This window comes from Massilia sp. BGA-UO-ETr-WB1, from assembly GCF_059567845.1.
Genome location: NZ_JCAQOT010000025.1, coordinates 47,758 through 68,162, shown reverse-complemented (window position 1 = coordinate 68,162; position 20,405 = coordinate 47,758). Strand labels below are relative to the sequence as shown.

The following is a 20,405-nucleotide window of genomic DNA, read 5'->3' as shown; positions in this document are numbered from 1 at the left end:
AAATCATAAAACGGACATAATGCGCCATCACGCCCTCCTGATATTGCTGATGCTTGCCGCCGGCGCCGATGCCTGCACTCTGCGGCTCGGCTACACCAACCAGAACGCGCCGCCCTACTACGTCGGCGCGGACACGGTGGCCAAAGCGCCGGGCGCGATAGTCGAATTGCTGCAGGAAATGGCGGCCAGCCGAGGCTGCACGGTCGCACCACAAAGGCTGCCCACTGCCCGCCTGCTGTGGGCACTCAATTCCGGCCAGATCGACGCGCTCGCCATGACCACGCCGCCGGCCGGCATGGCGCAAGTCGCGCTGCCGCTCGACAGCCGGGGCAAGCCCGACACCAGCCGCGGCCTGCCGCAGTTCACCATGATCTACGTGCGCGTCGGCGACCGGGAGCTGGCCAGCCAGAACAGCGCCGCCTTCCTGCGCGGCCGCCGCGTCGGCGTCACGCACGGCGTCTCGTTCGCGGACGAGCTGCGCGAAGCGGGCATGCAGATCGACGACGGCGCCGCCAACGCCCGCCGCAACTTCGACAAGCTCAAACTGAACCGCGTGGACGCGGTGGCCGTCTCGCTCAACACCCCGGCCGACATGGACGACATGCTGGCCAAGGAATACGGCGGCCAGCTGGTCCGCCTGGAGCGCCCTTTCCGCACCCGCGCGCTGTGGCTGATGGTCAACCGCACCTATTACAACGCGCACAAGCCGGCGGTGGAAGGCATGTGGACCTGGCTCGGCGACAGCGGCAGCAAGCGCCTGCCAGCCCTGCTCAAGAAGTACGAAGCGGCGCGCTGAGCCGATGGGGATGGGCAAAGTTTGAGCAAACGCACGCCGGGCCAACGCGCGACGGCGTACGCTGGACTTTCAGCGGGACTTTGCTACCGTGAAGTAAAGGAGGTGCACCATCCCAGCGCATACGCCGTACAGCGTCGAACAACTCCTGGACGACGATTTCCTGCCCTGAAGCTCAGTTGTTCCGCTGCTTTATTCCGCTGCCTTATTCCGCTGCCGCCAGCTGCAGCGGCAGCATGGCCGGCCCGATCAGCGCCAGCAGGCGCTCGGCGCCGATACCGTCGCGGGCTTGCACCGACAGGCCGTGCAGCAGCGCCGCGTAATAGTCGCCCAGCGCCTGCACATCGCATCCTTTCCTTAACTCCCCTTGCGCCTCGGCCTCGCGCAGCCGGTCGACGATGGCTTGCGTACGCGCGCGCCGGTGGCTGGCCAGCCAGTCTGCCACGCCGGCATTGTCCGCGCTGGTGTTGGTGGCGGCCGTGACCACCATGCAGCCCTGCGGCTGGCCGCTGCGCGTGTACAGCAGCACGGCCTGCTCCAGCATGCGGGCGATCGCGTCGCGCGCGCCCAGCGGCTGGGCCAGCGCCAGTTCGGCAAACGCCCCTGGGCCGGTTTCATACAATTCCACCGCCTCCCGGAACAGCTGCTCCTTGGAGCCGAAGGCCGCGTAGATGCGCGCCGATGCGATGCCCAGCGCCGCCACCAGGTCGGCCATCGACACGCCCTCATAGCCGCGCGTCCAGAACAGGTCGCGCGCCTTTTCCAGCGCCAGCGCGCGGTCGAATTCCCTCGGTCTTCCTGCCATTGCCCACCTCGAATTAAGCACGGCGGCCAGTATAGCGCCTCGCCCGCGTTGAAAGGCCGCTTGACCGCGCCATGAATTTATTCTATTCTTTGTCGATCGACAAATAATAGGAAACGATATGAAAACCATCCATGGCTCCAGCCTGCACCTGGCGCAGTTCGCCAGCGACCGCGCGCCCTTCAACAGCCTGCCCTCGATTGCCGCCTGGGCAGCGGGCCTGGGCTTCAAGGCGCTGCAGATTCCCGCCTGGGACGCCCGCCTGTTCGACGTGGCGCAGGCCGCGCACAGCCAGGCTTACTGCGACGAACTGACCGCCATGCTGGCGGGCCACGGCCTCGTCATCAGCGAACTGACCACCCACATCTTCGGCCAACTGGTGGCGGTGCATCCCGCCTACGACGCCATGTGCGACAGCTTCGCGCCGGCCGAGTTGCACGGCAAGCCGGAACAGCGCACCGCCTGGGCCATCGAGCGCATCAAGCTGGCGGCCATGGCGTCGAAACGCCTGGGCCTCGCCAACATGGGCACTTTCTCCGGCTCGTTCGCCTGGCCCTACCTGTTCCCCTTCCCGCAGCGTCCGGCGGGCCTGATCGAAACCGCCTTCGACGAACTGGCGCGGCGCTGGCTGCCGATACTCGACGTGTGCGAGGAACAGGGCGTCAACCTGTGCTACGAAATCCACCCCAGCGAAGACTTGCACGACGGCGCCAGCTTCGAGATGTTCCACCAGCGCGTGGACCGCCACCCGCGCTGCAAGATGCTGTTCGATCCCAGCCACTTCGTGCTGCAGCAGCTGAACTACCTCGACTTCATCGATATCTACCAGGACCACATCCGCATGTTCCATGTGAAGGACGCCGAGTTCAATCCCACAGGCCGGCAAGGCATCTACGGCGGCTACCAGTCCTGGGAAAACCGCGCAGGGCGCTTCCGCTCGCTGGGCGACGGCCAGGTGGACTTCAAGGCCATCTTCTCCAAGCTGGCGCAATACGATTACGCGGGCTGGGCCACGCTGGAATGGGAGTGCTGCCTGAAGGACCAGGAAGTGGGCGCGCGCGAAGGCGTTGCCTTCATCAATGCCCACATCATCCCCGTCACGAACATCGTGTTCGACGACTTTGCCGGCGCGCCGGTCAGCCAGGCCCAGATCGACGGCCTGCTGGGAATTCACCGCAACTAAACAGAAAGAAATCCATGCACCACATCTCCCCAAGCGATCCCTCCTTCACGCACAGTTACGTCCGCATCGACGGGCAGCGCATCCATTGCGTCAGCTCAGGCCAGGGCAAACCGGTGCTGCTGATCCCGGGCTGGCCGCAGACCTGGTACGCCTGGCGCCACGTGATGGCGGCGCTGGCCGCGGAAGGCTACCTGGCCATCGCCGTCGACCCGCCCGGCAGCGGCCACTCGGACCGCCCGGCCGGCGGCTATGACACCGGCGCCGTCGCGTCCACCCTGCACCGGGCCATGCTGGCCCTGGGCCACGAGCGCTACGACGTGGTCGGCCACGACATCGGCATGTGGGTGGGCTATGCGCTGGCCAGCGACTTCCCGCAGGCGGTGCGCAAGCTGGCGCTGACCGAAGCGGTGATCCCCGGCCTGGCGCCCGCGCCGCCCATCTTCGTGGCGCCGGCCGACAATATCTTCCTGTGGCATTTCATGTTCAACCAGGTGCCCGACCTGCCCGAAATGCTCACCGCCGGCAAGGAGCGCGAGTATCTGCGCTATATCTTCGACAAATGGTCCTACCAGCGCGACAAGGTGGCCGTTGAGGAGTACACCGAGGCCTACGCCACGCCGGGCGCGCTGCGGGCCGGCTTCGCCTATTACCGCGCGATCCCGGAAACCATCCGCCAGAACCTGGAGCGGGCAAAGCGGCCCCTATCCATGCCGGTGCTGGCCATCGGCGCCGACCACGCCACCAACGACGCTCCCCTGCTGACCATGCAGGGCAAAGCGGCGTTCCTGCGAGGCGCCATCGTGCCGGACTGCGGCCATTTCATCGTGGAAGAGGCGCCGCAAGCCTTCCTCGGCCACCTGCTGCCTTTCCTGGCGGAATAGCCTGCAAGAAAAACGCACGAAACTCGGCGTGAAGTTGTGAAAGCGGTAAAATGTCGGCCTTAACGCCCCATTGCGCGCCGTTGCGCGCAGCCACATCGAACCACGAAACAATGACCACCATCCCTAGCGAAATCAACGCCGCCGCCGTCAAGAACAGCCCCGCTGAAAAAGTCACGCCCATGATGCAACAATACTTGCGCATCAAGGCGGAGTACCCGTCGATGCTGGTGTTCTACCGCATGGGCGACTTCTACGAGCTGTTCCACGAGGATGCGGAAAAAGCTTCGCGCGTGCTGGGCATTACGCTGACGGCGCGCGGCTCGTCCAACGGGGTGCCGATCAAGATGGCCGGCGTGCCCTTCCACTCGCTGGAAGGCTACCTGGCCAAGCTGGTGAAGATCGGCGAGTCGTGCGCGATCTGCGAGCAGATCGGCGATCCGGCCACCAGCAAAGGCCCGGTCGAGCGCAAGGTGATGCGCGTGGTGACGCCGGGCACGCTGACCGATTCGGACCTGCTGCCCGAGAAGGCCGAGCGCCCGCTGCTGGCGCTGTGCATGATCAGCCAGCGCAAGGTGGTGACGGCGGGCCTGGCCTGGCTGTCGCTGGCCAGCGGCGCGCTGAAGCTGATGGAATTCTCCGGCGACAGCCGCACCGTGGCGATCCGCATGCAGCAGGAACTGGAGCGCATTTCGCCGGCCGAGATCCTGCGCGGCGACGACGCCGAGCTGTTCGAGGACGCCTTCAACTGCCACGTGAACCGCGTGCCGGAATGGCACTTCGACGTGGTGAGCGGCCACAAGGCGCTGCTGGACCAGCTGAGCGTGGCCACGCTGACCGGCTTCGGCGCGGACAACCTGGGCGCAGCCTTCGGCGCGGCCGGCGCGCTGCTGCGGTATGCGCAATCGACGCAGGGACGCGGCCTGCAGCACGTGCGCAGCCTGTCGACCGAGACCGAGTCCGAATTCATCGGCCTGGACGCGGCCACCCGCCGCAACCTGGAGCTGACCGAGACCATACGCGGCCAGGAGGCGCCCACCCTGTTCTCGCTGCTGGACCACTGCCGCACCGCCATGGGTTCGCGCCTGCTGCGCTACTGGCTGCACCACGCCAAGCGCGACCAGGGCGTGGCCCGTTCGCGCCACCAGGCCATCGCCGCGCTGGCGCAGAGCGACACCACCGGCATCCTGTCGCAGACCCTGGCGCAAGTGCCGGACATTGAACGCATCACCACGCGCATCGCGCTGCTGTCGGCGCGCCCGCGCGACCTGGCCAGCCTGCGCGACGGCCTGAAGCAGCTGCCGATGCTGCGCCATGCAATGGAACGCAGCGTGGGCCAGGACACCGGCACTTTGCTGGCATCGATTCACAACGCGCTGGCTACGCCGGACGATTGCGTGGACCTGCTGACGCGCGCGGTGATGGAGGAACCGGCCACCATGGTGCGCGACGGCGGCGTGATCGCGCGCGGCTTCGACGCCGACCTGGACGAACTGCGCGGCCTGTCCGAGAACGCGGGCCAGTACCTGGTGGACCTGGAGACGCGCGAACGCGCGCGCACCGGCATCGCCAACCTGCGCGTGGAATACAACCGCGTGCACGGCTTCTACATCGAGGTGACCAACGGCCAGGCCGACAAGGTGCCGGACGACTACCGCCGCCGCCAGACGCTGAAGAACTGCGAGCGCTACATCACGCCGGAATTGAAGGCCTTCGAGGACAAGGCGCTGTCGGCGCAGGACCGCGCCCTGGCGCGCGAAAAAGTCCTGTACGACCAGCTGCTGGCCGACCTGGCGCCGTTCATCGGCACCCTGCAGACCATCGCGCAGGCGCTGGCCCAGATCGACACGCTGACCGCCCTCGCCGGCCACGCGCTGCGCCACAACTGGTGCGCGCCGGAGCTGGTGGCCGAGCCGTGCATCAATATCGTGGAAGGCCGCCACCCGGTGGTGGAAGGCCAGATCGAGCGCTTCATCGCCAACGACTGCCGCTTCGTCAACGACCGCCGCCTGCTGCTGATCACCGGCCCGAACATGGGCGGTAAATCGACCTTCATGCGCCAGGTGGCGCTGATTACGCTGCTGGCCTACGTGGGCAGCTACGTGCCGGCCACCAGCGCGGTGATCGGCCCGATCGACCGCGTGTTCACCCGCATCGGCGCCACCGACGACCTGGCCGGCGGCCGTTCCACCTTCATGGTGGAGATGACGGAAGCGGCGGCCATCCTGAACGGCGCCACCGACAATTCGCTGGTGCTGATGGATGAAATCGGCCGCGGCACCTCCACCTTCGACGGCCTGGCGCTGGCCTGGGCCATCGCGCGCCACCTGATCGACACCAGCCGCAGCTTCACGCTGTTCGCCACCCACTACTTCGAGCTGACGCAGCTGCCGGAGAGCCATCCGACCGCCGCCAACGTGCACCTGTCGGCGGTTGAGCACAAGGACACCATCGTGTTCCTGCACGCGGTGCAGAACGGCCCGGCTTCGCAGAGCTACGGCTTGCAGGTGGCGCAGCTGGCCGGCGTGCCGCAGCCGGTGATCAAGGCCGCGCGCAAGCACCTGGCGCGCCTGGAAGCGCAGGCGCTGGACGCCACGCCGCAGCTGGACCTGTTCGCCGCGCCCACCGCCGACGCCAATGACGACGAGGCGCCGCAGCCGCAAGGCGCGCAGCAGCAGGCGGCGCAGGCCCAGGCGGCCGAGTCGCCCGCCATGCGCGAGCTGCTCGACGCGCTGGACGGCCTCGATCCGGACGCGCTGACCCCGCGCGAAGCGCTGGAGCGCCTGTACCAGCTGAAGCGCCTCGCGGAGCCGGCGCTGGCATGATGCGGCGCGCCGCCCTGCTGCTGACAGCCTGCCTGGCCGCCACGCCGGCCTTCGCCCTGGCGGCGGGCAAGCCTGCTGCAGGCAAGGCGGCGAAGAATCCGCGCGCTTTCCAGTTCGGCGTGATCGGCCACGCCTTCAAGGCGGACGCCGACGAAGCGCTGCTCAAGCGCGCCATTTCGGAAGTGAGCCAGGAAAAGCCGGCGTTCATCGTGGCCACCGGCATCAAGTCGGCCAGCGAGCCTTGCAGCGACAAGCTGTATGCGCAGCGCAAGGAAGTGCTGGACGAAGCGCCGCGCCCCCTCATCGTGTCGCCGGCCGGCAGCGACTGGACCGCGTGCCGCAATTCGGCCGGGCGCTCGAACGCCATCGAGCGGCTGAACTGCATCCGCGAAGTGTTTTATCCGAATAACCAATCGCTGGGCGCGCAGCCGCTCACGCTGACGCGCCTGTCGGCCACGGCCAAGTTCCGCAGTTACGCCGAGAACGCCTACTGGGAGCACGGCCCGGTGCTGTTCGCCACGCTGAACCTGCCCGCCAAGAACAACCACTTCCTGCTGGAGGCGGGCCGCAACAGCGAGTTCGAGGACAGGCTGGTGGCCAACCGGGCCTGGCTGCACCGCCTGTTCGCGATGGCGCAGCGGCGCGGCGTGGAAGGCATCGTGCTGTTTTCGGACGGCGACCTGGGCGCCCACGTGGAGGAAGGCTTCTCGCTGCTGGGCGGCTTCTCGGAAAAGCAGGACGGCTTCACGCAAGTGCGCAAGCAGGTGCGCGGGCTGGCCGAGAAGTTCAAGGGCAAGGTGCTGCTGGTCGATAACCAGGGCGACGGCAAGACGGCGCCGGCCATCAACTGGCGCGGCAACCTGGGGCACCTGGGGCTGGGCGTGGAATGGGAGGCGATTCAGGTCCAGCCGGGCAGCGCCGCGCTGTTCACGCTGATGGGCGGCGATACCTCGCCATAAAAAAAGCACGCTGTCCGCGTGCTTTTTTGATACTGCTTAATGAATCGGGTGCGAGCGGAACTCGTCGCCTTCGTCGCCGTCATCTTCTTCGCCATGGTGGTGGCCATGGGCGCCGTGCACGTGCTCGTGCGCGATTTCTTCGTCGGTGGCGGCGCGGACGTCCACCACTTCCAGCTCGAAGCGCAGGGCCATGCCGGCCAGCGGGTGGTTGCCGTCCAGGACGACCTTGTCGTCGGCGATTTCGGTCACGGTGAAGATCATGGCTTCTTCGTCGCCTTCGTCGCCGTCAGGCATGCCTTCGAACTGCATGCCCACTTCCAGCGGTTCCGGCAGGCGGTTGCGCGGCTCCACTTTCACCAGGCTGGCGTCGTAGTCGCCGAAAGCGTCTTCCGGTTCGATCTGCAGGTTGGTCGCGTAGCCGGTCTCTTTACCATCCAGTTCTTCTTCGATTTTCGGCAGGGTGTTCTCGTACCCGCCGTGCAGGTAGACCATAGGCTGGCGACCGTCTTCGATGAGGTTGTTCTGTGCGTCGGACAGTTTGTAGTTCACGGTCACGACGGTATTCTTGGCGATCTTCATATGGCTTCCTTTCATATTTAAGCTGCCAGATTATACCTTGTCATGGAGTCCGCGCTTGCAAGCGCGGACCGTTCCGTTGGCGCGCGGCATGCCACGCGAATTCCCAACTTCACCCGCATGCCGGATTCCCCCATCGGCGTGCTTGTTATAATGACGTATGAAAAAATTACCTCTCCTGGGCGATATCACGCCCGCGCAATTCCTGCGCGACTACTGGCACAAAAAACCATTGTTGATCCGTCAAGCGGTGCCCGGCTTCAAGCCGCTGCTGACGCTCGACGCACTGGCCGACCTGGCCGCTAAAAATTACGTCGAGTGCCGCCTGGTCACCATGGTGGACGGCAACTGGGACATGCAGCACGGCCCGCTCGAATCGCTGCCGGCGCGCGACGAGAAGGAATGGACCATGCTGGTGCAAGGCGTGAACCTGTTCGACGCGCGCGCCGACGCGCTGCTGCGCCAGTTCCGCTTCATCCCGGACGCCCGCCTGGACGACCTGATGGTGAGCTTCGCCACCGACGGCGGCGGCGTCGGTCCGCACTTCGATTCCTACGATGTGTTCCTGCTGCAGGCGCAGGGCCAGCGCCGCTGGCGCATCAGCGCGCAGAAGGACCTGAGCCTGGTCGAAGGCCTGCCGCTGAAAATCCTGGCCAATTTCGAGGCCGAAGAGGAGTTCGTGCTGGAGCCGGGCGACATGCTTTACCTGCCGCCGCACTACGCGCACGACGGCACCGCCATCGGCGACTGCCAGACCTATTCGATCGGCTTCCGCTCGCCGTCGTTCCAGGAACTGGGCGAGAACTTCCTGCAGTGGATGGCCGACTCGATCGACCTGCCCGGCCGCTACGCCGACCCGGACCTGGAAGCCACCGCCAAGCCGGCCGAGATCCCGCGCCACATGCTCGACACGGTGATCGAGGAGCTGAACAAGGTGCGCTTCACCGAGGACGACATCACCATCTTCCTGGGCGAGTACCTGTCCGAGCCCAAGCACAATGTGTTCTTCACCGGCCCCGCCAAGCCGCTGACATTGGAGCGTTTCCTCCAGAGCGCGGCCAAGAAAGGCGGCGTGGTTCTGTCGGCCAAGTCGCAGATGCTGTACAGGGGCAGCCATGTCTTCATCAACGGCGAATCGTTCGCCATCGGCCGCGCCGACAAGGCCGCGCTGGTGGCGCTGGCGAACGAGCGCGCGCTGGACGCGCAAGCGCTGGCCGCCGCGTCGGACGACGTGGTCGACGCGCTGTACGCCTGGTACACGGACGGCTGGCTGGAACTGGCCACCGGCAAATAAGGAGCACACCCATGGAAAAGCAGATCCAGCCCTTCGACACCCGCGCGGGATTCCAGGAGCAATTGCGGGTCTGCATTTCCCGGGCGCGGCTTACTTTGCAGGTATTCGACCCGGACTTCGCCATCTGGGAACTGGGCAGCAGCCAAATGGACGCCTTATTGCGCCACTTCCTGTCCCACCACGGCAAACTGGAACTGATCTCGCACAGCAATACGGAACTGGAGCGCAATGCGCCGCGCTTCCTGCGCCTGCTGCGCGATTACAGCCATGCCATCGAATGCCGCGGCAGCAGCCCCGCGCTGCGCCTGCTGACCGACTCTTTCTGCATCGCCGACCAGCTGCACCTGGTGCGCCGTTATCACTCGGACCACTTCCGCGGCGAAGCAGTGTATGATTCAGCACCCGATACACAAGTCTGCAGCGAGCGTTTCACGGGGATATGGGCGGAATCGGTACCCGGTTTGAGTGCGGACACTACTGGACTCTAGCCCTTATCAATGTAGAATGCTGCTGTTCGACACGTATGCCGGTAATGGCAGTCGATGCAGGCAAATGGCCGAGGAAGCAATTTATTGCGTTATCGCAAAATAGTTGTGATTTCGGCCTTGTCCGCTATTGCGACGCACCAAAAATCGCTATAATATTCGGTTAGGAAGTTTCCGTTGTCTGGCAGGCACCATTTGGTACGAAAGGCCTACGAAGACGCCCTAATGAGCGATAATTACCGGTAATTATTCATCGCAACATTGTTGTTTATTTTTTGAATTAATTAAGGAAAACCCATGAAAAAATCCCTGCTGATCGCCTCCCTGCTGGCTGTTGCTCTGGCTGCTTGCTCCAAAAAAGAAGAAGCTCCTGCTGCTCCAGTAGCAACCCCAGAAGTAGCAGCTCCTGCTGCTGCTCCAGCTGCTCCAGCCGCTGACGCTGCTGCTCCAGCCGCTGTTGCTCCAGCCGCTGACGCTGCTGCTGCTGCTGCTACCGCCGCTTCCGCTGCTGCTTCGGCCGCTTCGGCTGCTGCTTCGGCTGCTTCCGCTGCTGCTGCTCCAGCGAAGTAATCAGTCAGTCGGAAAAGAAAAACCGGCTTCGGCCGGTTTTTTTTCGCCTGTACGGGCCGGCATCAGCGTTCCGGACGTAAAAAAACCGGCCGAAGCCGGTTTTTTTAATGTAACAACTTATTTCAGCTGTTCGTGCAGCAGGGTCAGGATCTTCTCGCCGGTGGCGCTGGTTTCCGGCTTGCCGTCGTTGCTCAGCACGGTCACGTCGCTGGTCGAGCCGGCCGCGCTGGCCTTGACTGCCACGCGGTAGCGCTGCGCTTCCTTGTCCTTCTCGGACGAGCCCCAGCTGAACAGCTTGGAGAAGAAGCCCTTGGTGGTGCCGGCGTCCTGGTCCACGTAGCGGACGAAGTAGATGCCCTGCACGCGGTCGCGGTCTTCCACGGTGAAGCCGGCGCGGTCCAGCGCCAGGCCGACGCGGCGCCAGGCGCGGTCGAAGCCCTCGTCCACTTCCACCAGGCGCGCTGCGCCCGTGCCCTTGATGGTGGCGTGCTGCGGCTGGACGATGGCGTTGTCGACGGCGGTGCGCGCCGTGGCTTCATCCTTGCCGCCGCCCAGCTTGGTCATCAGCTTGGCGATGAACAGCGCTTCCAGGTTAGGGTCGTTGGCGCGCGTGGTCCACATCGTGGTTTCCTTCTGGGCGCCGGTGATGACTTCCTCGGCGCCGCGATGGCTGATGTAGATCTCGGTGCTGCCGTCCGGCAGGCGCTCCAGGCGGGTGCGGTACTTGTCGCGCTCGCCGCTCGAATACAGCGAATCGAACACTTTGCCGATGGTGTTGCGCACGAAGTCCTGCGGGATCTTGGCGCGGTTTTCATTCCATTCCGTTTCCAGGATGCCGGCCTTGGGCTCGTTCATGGACAGGGTGAAACCCGACTCTTCCCAGAAATTCTTCAGCTGCGGCCACAGTTGCTCAGGCGTCTGCTTGACCACCAGCCAGCGCTGGTTACCCGCGCGCATGACTTTCACGCTGTCGGAGCCGGTGGAGGCCACCTGGTTGCTGCTGACCGCCGCCACGGCGGTGCCGCCGGCTGCGCGCTGGGCCTGGTAGCCCGATGCGGTGGCCACGCCACGGTTGCTATCCGGCAGCGAATAGCGGTTATCTGCTTGCAACTGCGTCAAATCCGGCGGCACGTCCAGGGTGCTGGCTTTCTTGGCCGACTTGTAGTCGACCTTGTCCTGGCCGACGACCGAGCTGATCATGCCGCAGCCGGTCAGACTGACGGCCATGGCGGCGATGGCGGCGATGCCCAGGCCGCGCTGCGGGGTAATGGATGCTGTCTTGCGAATAGTCATGTTTTACTGGAAAGAAAAGCGCGCCTGGGGCGGGGCTTAGTTGATCAGGCCGGCTTCGCGCAGCGCGCCGCGCACGGTCTCATGGTACTCGGCTGCCAGCGGCACCAGCGGCAGGCGTATGCCGGCTGGCATCATGCCCATTTCCGCCAGCGCCCACTTCACAGGCACCGGATTGGGCTCGACGAACAGCTTCTGGTGCAGCGGGAAGACCTTGTTGTTGATCTCGATGGCCTTGGCGATGTCGCCTGCCATGGCGGCCTTGCACATCTCGTGCATGGCGCGCGGCGCCACGTTGGCGGTCACCGAGATATTGCCTTTGCCGCCGGCCAGCATCAGGGCCACGGCGGTCGGATCGTCGCCGGAATAGACGGCGAATTCCTTCGGCGCCAGGCGCAGCAGGTCCAGGCCGCGGCCGATGTTGCCGGTCGCGTCTTTCACGCCGATGATGTTCTTGATGGCGGCCAGGCGCACGATGGTCTCGTTCGACATGTCGGCCACGGTGCGGCCCGGCACGTTGTACAGGATCACGGGGATATCGACTGCTTCGGCGATGGCCTTGAAGTGCTGGTACATGCCTTCCTGGGTAGGACGGTTGTAGTACGGCACCACCTGCAGCACGGCGTCCGCGCCCGCATCCTTGGCGTAGCGGGTCAGCTCGATCGCCTCGGCGGTCGAATTGCCGCCGGCGCCGGCGATGATGGGGATGCGGCCCTTGGCGTGCTCCACGGTGGCCTTGACCAGGGCGCAGTGCTCCTCAACGCTGACGGTGGCCGATTCGCCGGTGGTGCCGACAATAACGATGCCATCCGTGCCTTCGGCGATGTGCCAATCGATCAGCTTGTTCAAACCCGGATAGTCCAGACTGCCGTCTGCGTGCATCGGGGTGACAATTGCTACTATGCTGCCCTTAATCATAGTTAACCAAAACAGTAAGAAATTAAAACAACGATTGTAGACGATAGGCCGGGTCTGTGGTGCCTTCCGGAACAGTATCCTATATTAAATTGCGATTAAACCGTCATCAAAATGATGGCAAGAGCGCGGCAACGCGCGGGAATTCCGGCTTCACGGCGCAGATGCGTTGCACCAGAGCAGGTTTTGGGGTTTCCACCCGGCCATCCTCAAAAGCGATCACGCGCAGCGCATGCCTGGCGGCCCATTCCAGCAGCTCGCCGGGCGCCAGCAGGAAGGCCGGATTGGACGGTTTGCCGAATTCCGCATTGCCCTCGGCGAAAGTCTCATAAATGAGCACGCCGTTCGGCGCCAGGCTAGCCAGCATGTCCGCAACAAGCGGCCGATGCAAGTAGTTTGTGACGACGATGCCGGCAAAACGGCCCGGGCCGAAGGGCCACACCGCGCCGTCCGCCTCCAGGTCGATCTGCGAGGTGACGATGCCGTCGCCGGCGGCGGCCGCCAGCGAGTCGGCGTTCTGGTCCACCGCCACCACCGAGTGGCCGAGGGTCACCATGTGGCGCGCGTGGCGGCCGGTGCCGCAGGCCAGGTCCAGCACTTCGCCGCCTGGAATCAAGGGGGCAAAGCGCTGCACCCAGGGGGAAACTTGTTCACTCATGTGTAGGAAATTCCCATTGCTTCGCGCACATCGCGCATGGTTTCTTGCGCCAGTTTGCGGGCCACGTCGTTGCCGTCGGCAACGATGGCGCGCACCAGCGAGGGGTCGTCCAGGTAGGGCTGGGCACGCTCGTGCATCGGCTCCTGCTCCTTGACGATGGCGTCGATCACCGGCTGCTTGCACTCGATGCAGCCGATGCCGGCCGACTGGCAGCCCTTGACCACCCATTCCTGGATGGCGTTGTCCGAATAGACCTGGTGGAACTGCCAGACCGGGCAGCGCGCCGGGTCGCCCGGGTCGCTGCGGCGCACGCGGGCCGGGTCGGTCGGCATGGTGCGCACTTTCTTGGTCACGGCGTCCTTGTCCTCGCGCAGCGCGATGGTGTTGCCGTAACTTTTGGACATCTTGCGGCCGTCCAGCCCCGGCAGGCGGCCGGACACGGTCAGCCTGGCCTGCGGCTCCACCAGGATCAGCTTGCGGCTGCCCTCCAGGTAGCCGAACAGGCGCTCGCGGTCTATCATCGACAGGCTGTGGGCGTCGTCCAGCATGGCCTTGGCCTGCTCCAGCGCCTCGTCGTCGCCGTCCTGCTGGTACTGGGTGCGCAGTTCGTTGTACAGCTTGGCGCGCTTGCTGCCCAGCTTTTTCACCGCGTCCTGCGCCTTCTGCTCGAAACCCTTCTCTTTGCCGTACAAATGATTAAAACGGCGCGCAATTTCGCGCATCATTTCAATGTGCGGCACCTGGTCCTCGCCCACCGGCACGTCGGACGCGCGGTAGATCAGCACGTCGGCCGCCTGCAGCAGCGGATAGCCGAGGAAGCCGTAGGTTGCCAGGTCTTTGGAGGACAGATTGTCGATCTGGTCCTTATAGGTGGGCACCCGCTCGAGCCAGCCCAGCGGCGTGGCCATGGACAGCAGCAAATGCAGCTCGGCATGCTCGGGCACGCGCGACTGGATGAACAGCGTGGCCTGCGAGGGGTCGATGCCGGCCGCCAGCCAGTCCACCAGCATGTCCCAGGTGCTGCGCTCGATCAGCTCCGGGTCATCGTAGTGGGTGGTCAGCGCGTGCCAGTCCGCCACGAAGAACAAACAGGGCAGCTCGGCCTGCATCTTGACCCAGTTGGTCAGCGCACCGTGGTAGTGGCCCAGGTGCATGGCGCCCGTGGGGCGCATGCCGGAAACGACGCGGTCGGGATACATGGCGGTCAGCCCAGCAGCAGGCGCAGCGGGTACACCAGCGTGATGAACAGCCCTTGCGTCAGCTGCACCAGGGTGGCCAGCACAGGACTGAGTATGCCGGTGTACATCAGCGCCAGCAGGCCGATGAACACATACGGGCCGTAGCGCTCGATGCTGGCGAATTTATAGGCCAGCGGCTCCGGCAGCAGCGCGGTCACGATACGGCCGCCGTCCAGCGGCGGCACCGGTATCAGGTTGAACACGCACATCACCGCGTTGGTCAGGATGCCGGCCTTGGCCATGCCCAGCAGGAAGGGTTCCTGCACGCCCAGGCGGTACATGAACAGCAGCGCGATGGTCCAGCCCAGGCCCATGGCGAAATTGGCGGCCGGGCCGGCAGCGGCCACGAAGCCCATCTGCTTTTTCGGATTGCGCAGGCGGCTGTAGTCGACCGGCACCGGCTTGGCGTAGCCGAAGGCCATGCCGAGCGGACTCAGCGCGAGCAAGATGGGCAGCAGCACGGTGCCGAACCAGTCGATATGGGCGATGGGATTGACGGTCAGCCGCCCCTGCTGCTCGGCGGTGGTGTCGCCGAAATAACGGGCCACGTAGCCGTGCGCGGCTTCATGCAGGGAGATGGCGAAAAGCACAGGGATCGCGAAGACGGCGATGGTCTGTATCGTTTGATTGAAATCGGTCATAGGTAAAATTCTACCAGACCGGGATGAGCGGCCTGGAGCGTGGGGGAGTGGGAGGGATGGAAGATGCTTACAGGCCCAGCACGGCGGGGTCGCCCCGGCCCTGGCGCACCAGTTCCGGTTCCGCGCCGCTCAAGTCGATGACGGTGGTCGGTTCGAAGCTGCAGGCGCCGCCGTCGATAATCAAATCAACCTGCTTTTCCAGCCGTTCGCGCACCATTTCCGGGTCGGTCAGCGGCTGGTCGTCGCCCGGCAGGATCAGGGTGGTGCCCAGCAGCGGCTGCTGCAGCTCGGCCAGCAGCATCTCGACGATGCAGTTTTCCGGCACCCGCAGGCCGATGGTCTTGCGCGACGGGTGGCTGAGGCGGCGCGGAACGCAGCGGGTCGCCTCCAGGATGAAGGTGAACGGACCCGGCGTGGCCGCCTTGAGCAGGCGGAACTGCTTGTTGTCCACGCGCGCGTACACGCCGATCTCGCTCAGGTCGCGGCACAGCAGGGTCAGGTGGTGCTTCTCGTCGATGCCGCGGATGCGGCGCAGGCGCTCGACCGCGGCTTTATCGTCCAGGTGGCACACCAGCGCATAGCAGGAATCCGTCGGCAGCGCGACGATGCCGCCGCCGTGGATGATTTGCGCAGCCTGCTTGATCAGGCGCAGCTGCGGGTTGACCGGATGGATCTGGAAGTATTGACTCATATGCGCTCGGGCCGCCCGGTATCAGCGCGGCAGCTGCTGCAAGGCCGCGATGCGCTGCTCCATCGGCGGGTGGGTGGAGAACAGCGCCGACCAGCCGCCGCCGCCGGTGATGCCGGAGGCCGCCATGTTCTGCGGCAGCGCGCCCGGCTCCAGGCCGCCCAGGCGGGCCAGCGCATGCTGCATCGGCACGCTGCTGCCCAGCAGCTTGGCCGAGCCGGCGTCGGCGCGGAATTCGCGCTGGCGCGAGAACCAGGCCACGATGATGGAGGCCAGCAGGCCGAACACGATTTCGCAGACGAACACGGTGACCATGTAGCCGATGCCGTTGCCGCTGCTGCGTTCGCTGTCCTTGCCGCGCAGCATGTTATCGACGAAGAAGCCGACTATGCGCGCCAGGAACACCACGAAGGTGTTCACCACGCCCTGGATCAGGGTCATGGTCACCATGTCGCCGTTGGCGATGTGGGCCACTTCATGGCCCAGCACGGCTTCCACCTCGTCGCGGTTCATCGACTGCAGCAGGCCGGTGGAGACGGCCACCAGGGCCGAATTCTTGAAGGCGCCGGTGGCGAAGGCGTTCGGTTCGCCTTCGTAGACGGCCACTTCCGGCATGCCGATGCCGGCGCGCTCGGCCAGCTGGCGCACGGTGGCCACCAGCCACTGCTCGGTGGAGTTGGCCGGCGCGTCGATCACGCGGGCGCCGGTGCTCCACTTGGCCATCGGCTTGCTGATCAGCAGCGAAATGATGGCGCCGGTAAAGCCCACCACCAGCGAGAAGGCCAGCAGGCTGCCCATTTGCAGCTGGCCGCCCGCGCTGGGACGGCCGATGCCGAGCAGCGACAGCACCAGCGACAACACCAGCACCACGGCCAGGTTGGTGGCGATAAAAAGGACGATACGTTTCATAATGCATTCTCCGCAGAGTTATCCGAGCATAAGATAGGGCCGCATAGCCGGAATTGCAAGTAGACCCGGCAAGTAGACCCGGCGCCGGCCGGATGGCCGGGGGGCGGCCTAGAACCAGTCGTGCCAGACCGGGGTCACGTTGCCCGGCAGCGGCGGCAGCAGCTTGAAGTCCACCCGCGCCTCGCCGGGCGCGTGGAAATCGGTGCCGCGCGAGGCCAGGAAGCCGTAGGCATTGGCCAGGCGCGCGTATTCCGGGTACTGGTCCGGGGTGTGGCTGCCGGTGACCACTTCGATGGCGGCGCCGCCCATCTGCTTGAACTCGTCGAACAGCACGCCCTCGGCGGTGTCGCTGAACTTGTAGCGGCCCGGGTGGGCGATCACGGCGATGCCGCCGGCGCCGCGTATCCACTGCACCGACTGCTCCAGCGTGGCCCAGCGGTGCTCCACATAGCCGGGCTTGCCTTCACACAGGTATTTCTTGAACACTTCTGAGGTGTTGCGGCAGGCGCCGATCTCCACGATGTAGCGCGCGAAGTGGGTGCGCGACATCAGATTGGGATTGGACACGTATTTCAGCGCGCCCTCGTAGGCGTCCGGGATGCCGGCCTTGGCCAGCTGGGCGGCGATCTCGCGGCCGCGGCTGTCGCGTCCCGAGCGGGTCTGCTCCAGGCCCTGCACCAGCGCGGCGTTGTTCTCGTCGAGCTGCAGGCCCACGATGTGGACCGTTTCGCCGGCCCAGGTGATGGAGATTTCCACGCCGGTGACGAAGCGCATGCCCTGCTCGGCGGCAGCGGCGCGGGCGGCCGGAATGCCGCCCACTTCGTCATGGTCGGTCAGCGCCCACACGTCCACCCCGGCCTCGCGCGCCACCTTGGCGACCTTGGCCGGCGGCAGCACGCCGTCGGAAACGTTGGAATGGCAGTGTAAATCTACATTCATACGGGCTGGATTGTTTGCGGTAATAGAAGCTCCATTGTACGCTGCGATGACGGGTTACGCGTCAATCAAGCCAGGAACTCCTCCAGCATCGCCGCCAGCTGTTCCGGCTGGTCGTGGTGCAGCATGTGGCCGGCGTTGTCCATCATCTTCGCGGTGACGTTGGCCAAATGGCCCAGGCGGCGGTCGATTTCCACGCGCGCCTCCTCTTTCGGCCCCATCCACAGCCACATATTGGTGTGCTCGGCCTCCACCCACAGCACCGGCGCGGTGATCGCGCGCCAGCACGCCATCACCTCTTCCACGTGGTACAGCAGCGGGTTGATGCGCTTGTGCGCCGGGTCGCCCAGGATTTCCCACTCGCCCTTGTCGTTCTGCCCCGACCAGTGGCTGGCCAGGAAGGCGGCGCGCTCGTCCGACAGGCGCGGATTGGTCTTTTGCAGGCGCTTGGCCACCTCGCCCAGGTCGGCGTAGCCGCGCATTTCCTGCGGTACCAGCAGTTCGTCCATCCACTTGGCGTAGCGGGCCGGCGCCTGGTCCGGCGTGGTGGACTTCATGCCGAAGCCCTCCAGGTTGACCAGCCGCCGGATGCGCTCGGGCCGCGCGCCCGCGTACAGGCCCACCACGTTGCCGCCCATGCTGTGGCCCAGCAGGTTGACCGGGCTGTCCGGCTGGTAGTGGCGCAGGATGGCGTCCAGGTCGCCCAGGTAGTCGACGAACCAGTAAGTGTCCACGCGCGGCCGTTCGGTCAGGCCGAAACCGCGCCAGTCGGGGGCGATCACGTGCCAGTCGCCCTGCAGCGCGTCCACCACGAACTGGAACGAGGCCGACACGTCCATCCAGCCGTGCACCATGAAGATCTTGGGCGCCCCTTCCCTGCCCCAGTGGCGGATATGGGTGCGGTTGCCGCGCACGTTGATGAATTCGGATCGGGAAGGTTTCATGATGATTGCAGCCTTGAAAGTAGCGCAGCGAGCGCAATATGGGTGCCTTGGACGGGCGCAAGCCTCAATAATAGCACGATCGTTCGCAAATTCTGAAGCAAGCCGATGCCTGGCAGGCGTAAAATAGCGCCATTCCGCAGTTTCCACAAACACTCAACTGGGCTTCCCATGACCATTTACCAGCTGGGCGAGCACGCGCCCGAGATTGATGCTTCCGCTTTTGTGGCCGACACGGCCAGCGTGATCGGCAAAGTGACGCTGCACGCCAACGCCTCGGTATGGTACGGCACCACGATACGCGGCGACAACGAACGCATCACCATCGGCGAGAACAGCAATGTCCAGGAAAACACCGTGATGCACACCGACATGGGCTATCCGCTCACCCTGGGCAAGAACGTGACGGTGGGCCACCAGGCCATGCTGCACGGCTGCACCGTGGGCGACGGCTCGCTGATCGGCATCCAGGCCGTGGTCCTGAACGGCGCCAAGATCGGCAAGGGCTGCCTGGTGGGCGCCGGCGCGCTGGTCACCGAGGGCAAGGAATTCCCGGACAACCAGCTCATCATCGGCGCCCCGGCCAAGGCCGTGCGCACGCTGACCGAACAAGACGTGGCCAACCTGCAAGGCGCCGCCGACAGCTACGTCAAGCGCAGCCAGCTGTTCAAGACGCAACTCAAGAAAATAGGATAAACAATGAGCATCACCCCAGATCTGGCTGCCAGCCAGGACACCCTGCAAAAATTCATCTTCGACAACGCCTCGGTGCGCGGCGAGCTGGTCGACATCTCGGCCACTTGGCGCGAGGTGCAGGCGCGCCACGCCTACCCGGCGCCGGTCAAGCGCCTGCTGGGCGAAATGGTGGCCGCCGCCGCCCTGCTGTCGGCCAACCTGAAGTTCAACGGTTCCATCATCATGCAGATCCACGGCGACGGACCGGTGCGTCTGCTGGTGGTCGAGTGCGACGCCGACCTGCGCCTGCGCGCCACCGCCAAGCTGACCCCGGACGCGGCCATCGCCGACGACGCCGGCGTGATGCAGCTGCTGAACGCGCACGGCAAGGGCCGCTTCATCATCACGCTCGATCCGGCCGACAAGGTGCCGGGCCAGCAGCCCTACCAGGGCATCGTGCCGCTGGACGGCGACGACGTGGCAACCGTCATCGAAAACTACATGCAGCGCTCGGAACAGCTGGACACCAAGCTGTGGCTGGCGGCTGACGACAAGGTGTCGCGCGGCCTGCTGCTGCAAAAGCTGCCGCACCACGGCGGCAAGGCGGAAGCCACGCAGCTGTCGCAGGAAGAAGCGCTGGAAACCTGGAACCGGGCGGTGATCCTGGGCTCCACCTTGAAGCAGGAGGAAATCCTCAGCACCACCATCGACGTGCTGATGCAGCGCCTGTTCTGGGAAGAGACCATCCGCGTGTTCGACCCGGTGCATCCATCCTTCCACTGCAGCTGCACCCGCGAAAAAGTCGGCAATATGCTGAAGATGCTGGGCCAGGAGGAAGTGGAAGGCGTGCTGGATGAACAGGGCACCGTCGCCATCAACTGCGATTTCTGCGGCCAGCACTACGAGTACGACAAGGTCGACTGCGCCCAGCTGTTCGTCACCAGCGCCCCCGCCGAAGTGCTGATGCACGCCAGCGAAGCCAAGCACTAAACCGCAGCATCCGTCCCCGCCGCTGCGCGGGGACGCGTCTACTCCCCCCTCCTCCGCTTCATCAATTCATCAATTCGTCACCGTACCGTCATGCCGCCGTCACACCGGCTGGTTACGCTGCGCGTCGTTTGCATTTCTTCCAATGTTTCCAACGACAGG

21 protein-coding genes are annotated in these 20,405 nt (G+C 65.1%); 10 read left to right on the top strand and 11 right to left on the bottom strand.

Features of this window, described 5'->3' with window-relative positions; genetic code table 11:
• Nucleotides 1–49 precede the first annotated feature (49 nt).
• Entirely contained in the window at nucleotides 50–796 is a 747-nt protein-coding gene (locus tag AC56DV_RS18455; protein WP_496315705.1) for a substrate-binding periplasmic protein, read from the top strand.
• 202 nt (nucleotides 797–998) lie between these two features.
• Here AC56DV_RS18455 and AC56DV_RS18450 read toward each other — a convergent pair whose 3' ends face one another.
• Complete coding sequence (locus AC56DV_RS18450) at nucleotides 999–1,598, bottom strand: TetR/AcrR family transcriptional regulator (protein ID WP_496315704.1); 600 nt, start codon at nucleotides 1,596–1,598, stop codon at nucleotides 999–1,001.
• A 118-nt stretch (nucleotides 1,599–1,716) separates the two neighbouring features.
• Between AC56DV_RS18450 and AC56DV_RS18445 the strand changes: the two genes are divergently transcribed.
• The 4 genes from AC56DV_RS18445 (at nucleotide 1,717) to AC56DV_RS18430 (ending at nucleotide 7,440) form a co-directional block, all read left to right on the top strand.
• Nucleotides 1,717–2,778, top strand: a complete 1,062-nt coding sequence (locus AC56DV_RS18445) for a sugar phosphate isomerase/epimerase family protein (RefSeq protein WP_496315703.1) — start codon at nucleotides 1,717–1,719, stop codon at nucleotides 2,776–2,778.
• A gap of 14 nt (nucleotides 2,779–2,792) precedes the next feature.
• Nucleotides 2,793–3,659 (top strand): alpha/beta fold hydrolase, encoded by an 867-nt coding sequence (locus tag AC56DV_RS18440; protein ID WP_496315702.1) that lies wholly within the window; start codon nucleotides 2,793–2,795, stop codon nucleotides 3,657–3,659.
• Between the two features lie 110 nt (nucleotides 3,660–3,769).
• Nucleotides 3,770–6,481 (top strand): DNA mismatch repair protein MutS, encoded by a 2,712-nt coding sequence (mutS, locus tag AC56DV_RS18435; protein ID WP_496315701.1) that lies wholly within the window; start codon nucleotides 3,770–3,772, stop codon nucleotides 6,479–6,481.
• Nucleotides 6,478–7,440: a hypothetical protein gene (locus AC56DV_RS18430; RefSeq protein WP_496315700.1), complete on the top strand. Its 963-nt coding sequence runs from the start codon at nucleotides 6,478–6,480 to the stop codon at nucleotides 7,438–7,440. The genes mutS and AC56DV_RS18430 overlap by 4 nt, the downstream gene beginning before the upstream one ends.
• Before the next feature lie 36 nt (nucleotides 7,441–7,476).
• On the opposite strand, the gene AC56DV_RS18425 is transcribed toward AC56DV_RS18430, so the two are convergent.
• Nucleotides 7,477–8,019 (bottom strand): FKBP-type peptidyl-prolyl cis-trans isomerase, encoded by a 543-nt coding sequence (locus tag AC56DV_RS18425; protein WP_496315699.1) that lies wholly within the window; start codon nucleotides 8,017–8,019, stop codon nucleotides 7,477–7,479.
• 157 nt (nucleotides 8,020–8,176) lie between these two features.
• Between AC56DV_RS18425 and AC56DV_RS18420 the strand changes: the two genes are divergently transcribed.
• The 3 genes from AC56DV_RS18420 (at nucleotide 8,177) to AC56DV_RS18410 (ending at nucleotide 10,365) form a co-directional block, all read left to right on the top strand.
• Nucleotides 8,177–9,310 (top strand): JmjC domain-containing protein, encoded by a 1,134-nt coding sequence (locus AC56DV_RS18420; protein WP_496315698.1) that lies wholly within the window; start codon nucleotides 8,177–8,179, stop codon nucleotides 9,308–9,310.
• Between the two features lie 11 nt (nucleotides 9,311–9,321).
• Nucleotides 9,322–9,798 carry a DUF7931 domain-containing protein gene (locus AC56DV_RS18415; RefSeq protein ID WP_496315697.1) on the top strand — a complete coding sequence of 159 codons (477 nt, stop codon included), beginning with the start codon at nucleotides 9,322–9,324 and terminating at the stop codon, nucleotides 9,796–9,798.
• Nucleotides 9,799–10,092: 294 nt separating this feature from the next.
• Entirely contained in the window at nucleotides 10,093–10,365 is a 273-nt protein-coding gene (locus AC56DV_RS18410) for a hypothetical protein (RefSeq protein ID WP_496315696.1), read from the top strand.
• 117 nt (nucleotides 10,366–10,482) lie between these two features.
• Here AC56DV_RS18410 and bamC read toward each other — a convergent pair whose 3' ends face one another.
• The 9 genes from bamC to AC56DV_RS18365 all read right to left on the bottom strand — a co-directional run bounded on the left by bamC (nucleotide 10,483) and on the right by AC56DV_RS18365 (nucleotide 18,584).
• Nucleotides 10,483–11,658, bottom strand: a complete 1,176-nt coding sequence (bamC, locus tag AC56DV_RS18405) for an NlpB/DapX family lipoprotein (RefSeq protein ID WP_496315695.1) — start codon at nucleotides 11,656–11,658, stop codon at nucleotides 10,483–10,485.
• A gap of 36 nt (nucleotides 11,659–11,694) precedes the next feature.
• Nucleotides 11,695–12,573 (bottom strand): 4-hydroxy-tetrahydrodipicolinate synthase, encoded by an 879-nt coding sequence (gene dapA, locus AC56DV_RS18400; protein WP_496315694.1) that lies wholly within the window; start codon nucleotides 12,571–12,573, stop codon nucleotides 11,695–11,697.
• Nucleotides 12,574–12,679: 106 nt separating this feature from the next.
• The gene (locus tag AC56DV_RS18395; protein ID WP_496315693.1) at nucleotides 12,680–13,228 is read right to left on the bottom strand and encodes a class I SAM-dependent methyltransferase; all 549 of its coding nucleotides are present in this window, start codon (nucleotides 13,226–13,228) and stop codon (nucleotides 12,680–12,682) included.
• Nucleotides 13,225–14,427 (bottom strand): tryptophan--tRNA ligase, encoded by a 1,203-nt coding sequence (locus AC56DV_RS18390; RefSeq protein ID WP_496315692.1) that lies wholly within the window; start codon nucleotides 14,425–14,427, stop codon nucleotides 13,225–13,227. Before AC56DV_RS18390 ends, AC56DV_RS18395 begins: the two co-directional genes overlap by 4 nt.
• A gap of 5 nt (nucleotides 14,428–14,432) precedes the next feature.
• Nucleotides 14,433–15,107 carry a site-2 protease family protein gene (locus AC56DV_RS18385; RefSeq protein ID WP_496315691.1) on the bottom strand — a complete coding sequence of 225 codons (675 nt, stop codon included), beginning with the start codon at nucleotides 15,105–15,107 and terminating at the stop codon, nucleotides 14,433–14,435.
• A gap of 67 nt (nucleotides 15,108–15,174) precedes the next feature.
• Nucleotides 15,175–15,798, bottom strand: a complete 624-nt coding sequence (locus tag AC56DV_RS18380) for an L-threonylcarbamoyladenylate synthase (RefSeq protein WP_496315690.1) — start codon at nucleotides 15,796–15,798, stop codon at nucleotides 15,175–15,177.
• 21 nt (nucleotides 15,799–15,819) lie between these two features.
• Nucleotides 15,820–16,704 (bottom strand): protease HtpX, encoded by an 885-nt coding sequence (htpX, locus tag AC56DV_RS18375; protein WP_496315689.1) that lies wholly within the window; start codon nucleotides 16,702–16,704, stop codon nucleotides 15,820–15,822.
• Between the two features lie 108 nt (nucleotides 16,705–16,812).
• Nucleotides 16,813–17,643, bottom strand: a complete 831-nt coding sequence (locus AC56DV_RS18370) for a 3',5'-nucleoside bisphosphate phosphatase (protein WP_496315688.1) — start codon at nucleotides 17,641–17,643, stop codon at nucleotides 16,813–16,815.
• Nucleotides 17,644–17,708: 65 nt separating this feature from the next.
• A complete protein-coding gene (locus AC56DV_RS18365; RefSeq protein WP_496315687.1) occupies nucleotides 17,709–18,584 on the bottom strand; it encodes an alpha/beta fold hydrolase in 876 nt (291 codons plus the stop codon).
• Nucleotides 18,585–18,752: 168 nt separating this feature from the next.
• Between AC56DV_RS18365 and AC56DV_RS18360 the strand changes: the two genes are divergently transcribed.
• Together AC56DV_RS18360 and hslO are read left to right on the top strand one after the other, a co-directional pair.
• A complete protein-coding gene (locus tag AC56DV_RS18360; RefSeq protein WP_496315686.1) occupies nucleotides 18,753–19,277 on the top strand; it encodes a gamma carbonic anhydrase family protein in 525 nt (174 codons plus the stop codon).
• A gap of 3 nt (nucleotides 19,278–19,280) precedes the next feature.
• Nucleotides 19,281–20,246, top strand: a complete 966-nt coding sequence (gene hslO, locus AC56DV_RS18355; protein ID WP_496315685.1) for an Hsp33 family molecular chaperone HslO — start codon at nucleotides 19,281–19,283, stop codon at nucleotides 20,244–20,246.
• Nucleotides 20,247–20,405 lie beyond the last annotated feature (159 nt).

Bases quoted from the DNA above. Each gene is read 5' to 3' on its own strand.
- AC56DV_RS18455 (WP_496315705.1), top strand. From the start codon at position 50: ATGCTTGCCGCCGGCGCCGATGCCTGCACTCTGCGGCTCGGCTACACC.
- AC56DV_RS18450 (WP_496315704.1), bottom strand. From the start codon at position 1,598: ATGGCAGGAAGACCGAGGGAATTCGACCGCGCGCTGGCGCTGGAAAAG.
- AC56DV_RS18445 (WP_496315703.1), top strand. From the start codon at position 1,717: ATGAAAACCATCCATGGCTCCAGCCTGCACCTGGCGCAGTTCGCCAGC.
- AC56DV_RS18440 (WP_496315702.1), top strand. From the start codon at position 2,793: ATGCACCACATCTCCCCAAGCGATCCCTCCTTCACGCACAGTTACGTC.
- mutS (WP_496315701.1), top strand. From the start codon at position 3,770: ATGACCACCATCCCTAGCGAAATCAACGCCGCCGCCGTCAAGAACAGC.
- AC56DV_RS18430 (WP_496315700.1), top strand. From the start codon at position 6,478: ATGATGCGGCGCGCCGCCCTGCTGCTGACAGCCTGCCTGGCCGCCACG.
- AC56DV_RS18425 (WP_496315699.1), bottom strand. From the start codon at position 8,019: ATGAAGATCGCCAAGAATACCGTCGTGACCGTGAACTACAAACTGTCC.
- AC56DV_RS18420 (WP_496315698.1), top strand. From the start codon at position 8,177: ATGAAAAAATTACCTCTCCTGGGCGATATCACGCCCGCGCAATTCCTG.
- AC56DV_RS18415 (WP_496315697.1), top strand. From the start codon at position 9,322: ATGGAAAAGCAGATCCAGCCCTTCGACACCCGCGCGGGATTCCAGGAG.
- AC56DV_RS18410 (WP_496315696.1), top strand. From the start codon at position 10,093: ATGAAAAAATCCCTGCTGATCGCCTCCCTGCTGGCTGTTGCTCTGGCT.
- bamC (WP_496315695.1), bottom strand. From the start codon at position 11,658: ATGACTATTCGCAAGACAGCATCCATTACCCCGCAGCGCGGCCTGGGC.
- dapA (WP_496315694.1), bottom strand. From the start codon at position 12,573: ATGATTAAGGGCAGCATAGTAGCAATTGTCACCCCGATGCACGCAGAC.
- AC56DV_RS18395 (WP_496315693.1), bottom strand. From the start codon at position 13,228: ATGAGTGAACAAGTTTCCCCCTGGGTGCAGCGCTTTGCCCCCTTGATT.
- AC56DV_RS18390 (WP_496315692.1), bottom strand. From the start codon at position 14,427: ATGTATCCCGACCGCGTCGTTTCCGGCATGCGCCCCACGGGCGCCATG.
- AC56DV_RS18385 (WP_496315691.1), bottom strand. From the start codon at position 15,107: ATGACCGATTTCAATCAAACGATACAGACCATCGCCGTCTTCGCGATC.
- AC56DV_RS18380 (WP_496315690.1), bottom strand. From the start codon at position 15,798: ATGAGTCAATACTTCCAGATCCATCCGGTCAACCCGCAGCTGCGCCTG.
- htpX (WP_496315689.1), bottom strand. From the start codon at position 16,704: ATGAAACGTATCGTCCTTTTTATCGCCACCAACCTGGCCGTGGTGCTG.
- AC56DV_RS18370 (WP_496315688.1), bottom strand. From the start codon at position 17,643: ATGAATGTAGATTTACACTGCCATTCCAACGTTTCCGACGGCGTGCTG.
- AC56DV_RS18365 (WP_496315687.1), bottom strand. From the start codon at position 18,584: ATGAAACCTTCCCGATCCGAATTCATCAACGTGCGCGGCAACCGCACC.
- AC56DV_RS18360 (WP_496315686.1), top strand. From the start codon at position 18,753: ATGACCATTTACCAGCTGGGCGAGCACGCGCCCGAGATTGATGCTTCC.
- hslO (WP_496315685.1), top strand. From the start codon at position 19,281: ATGAGCATCACCCCAGATCTGGCTGCCAGCCAGGACACCCTGCAAAAA.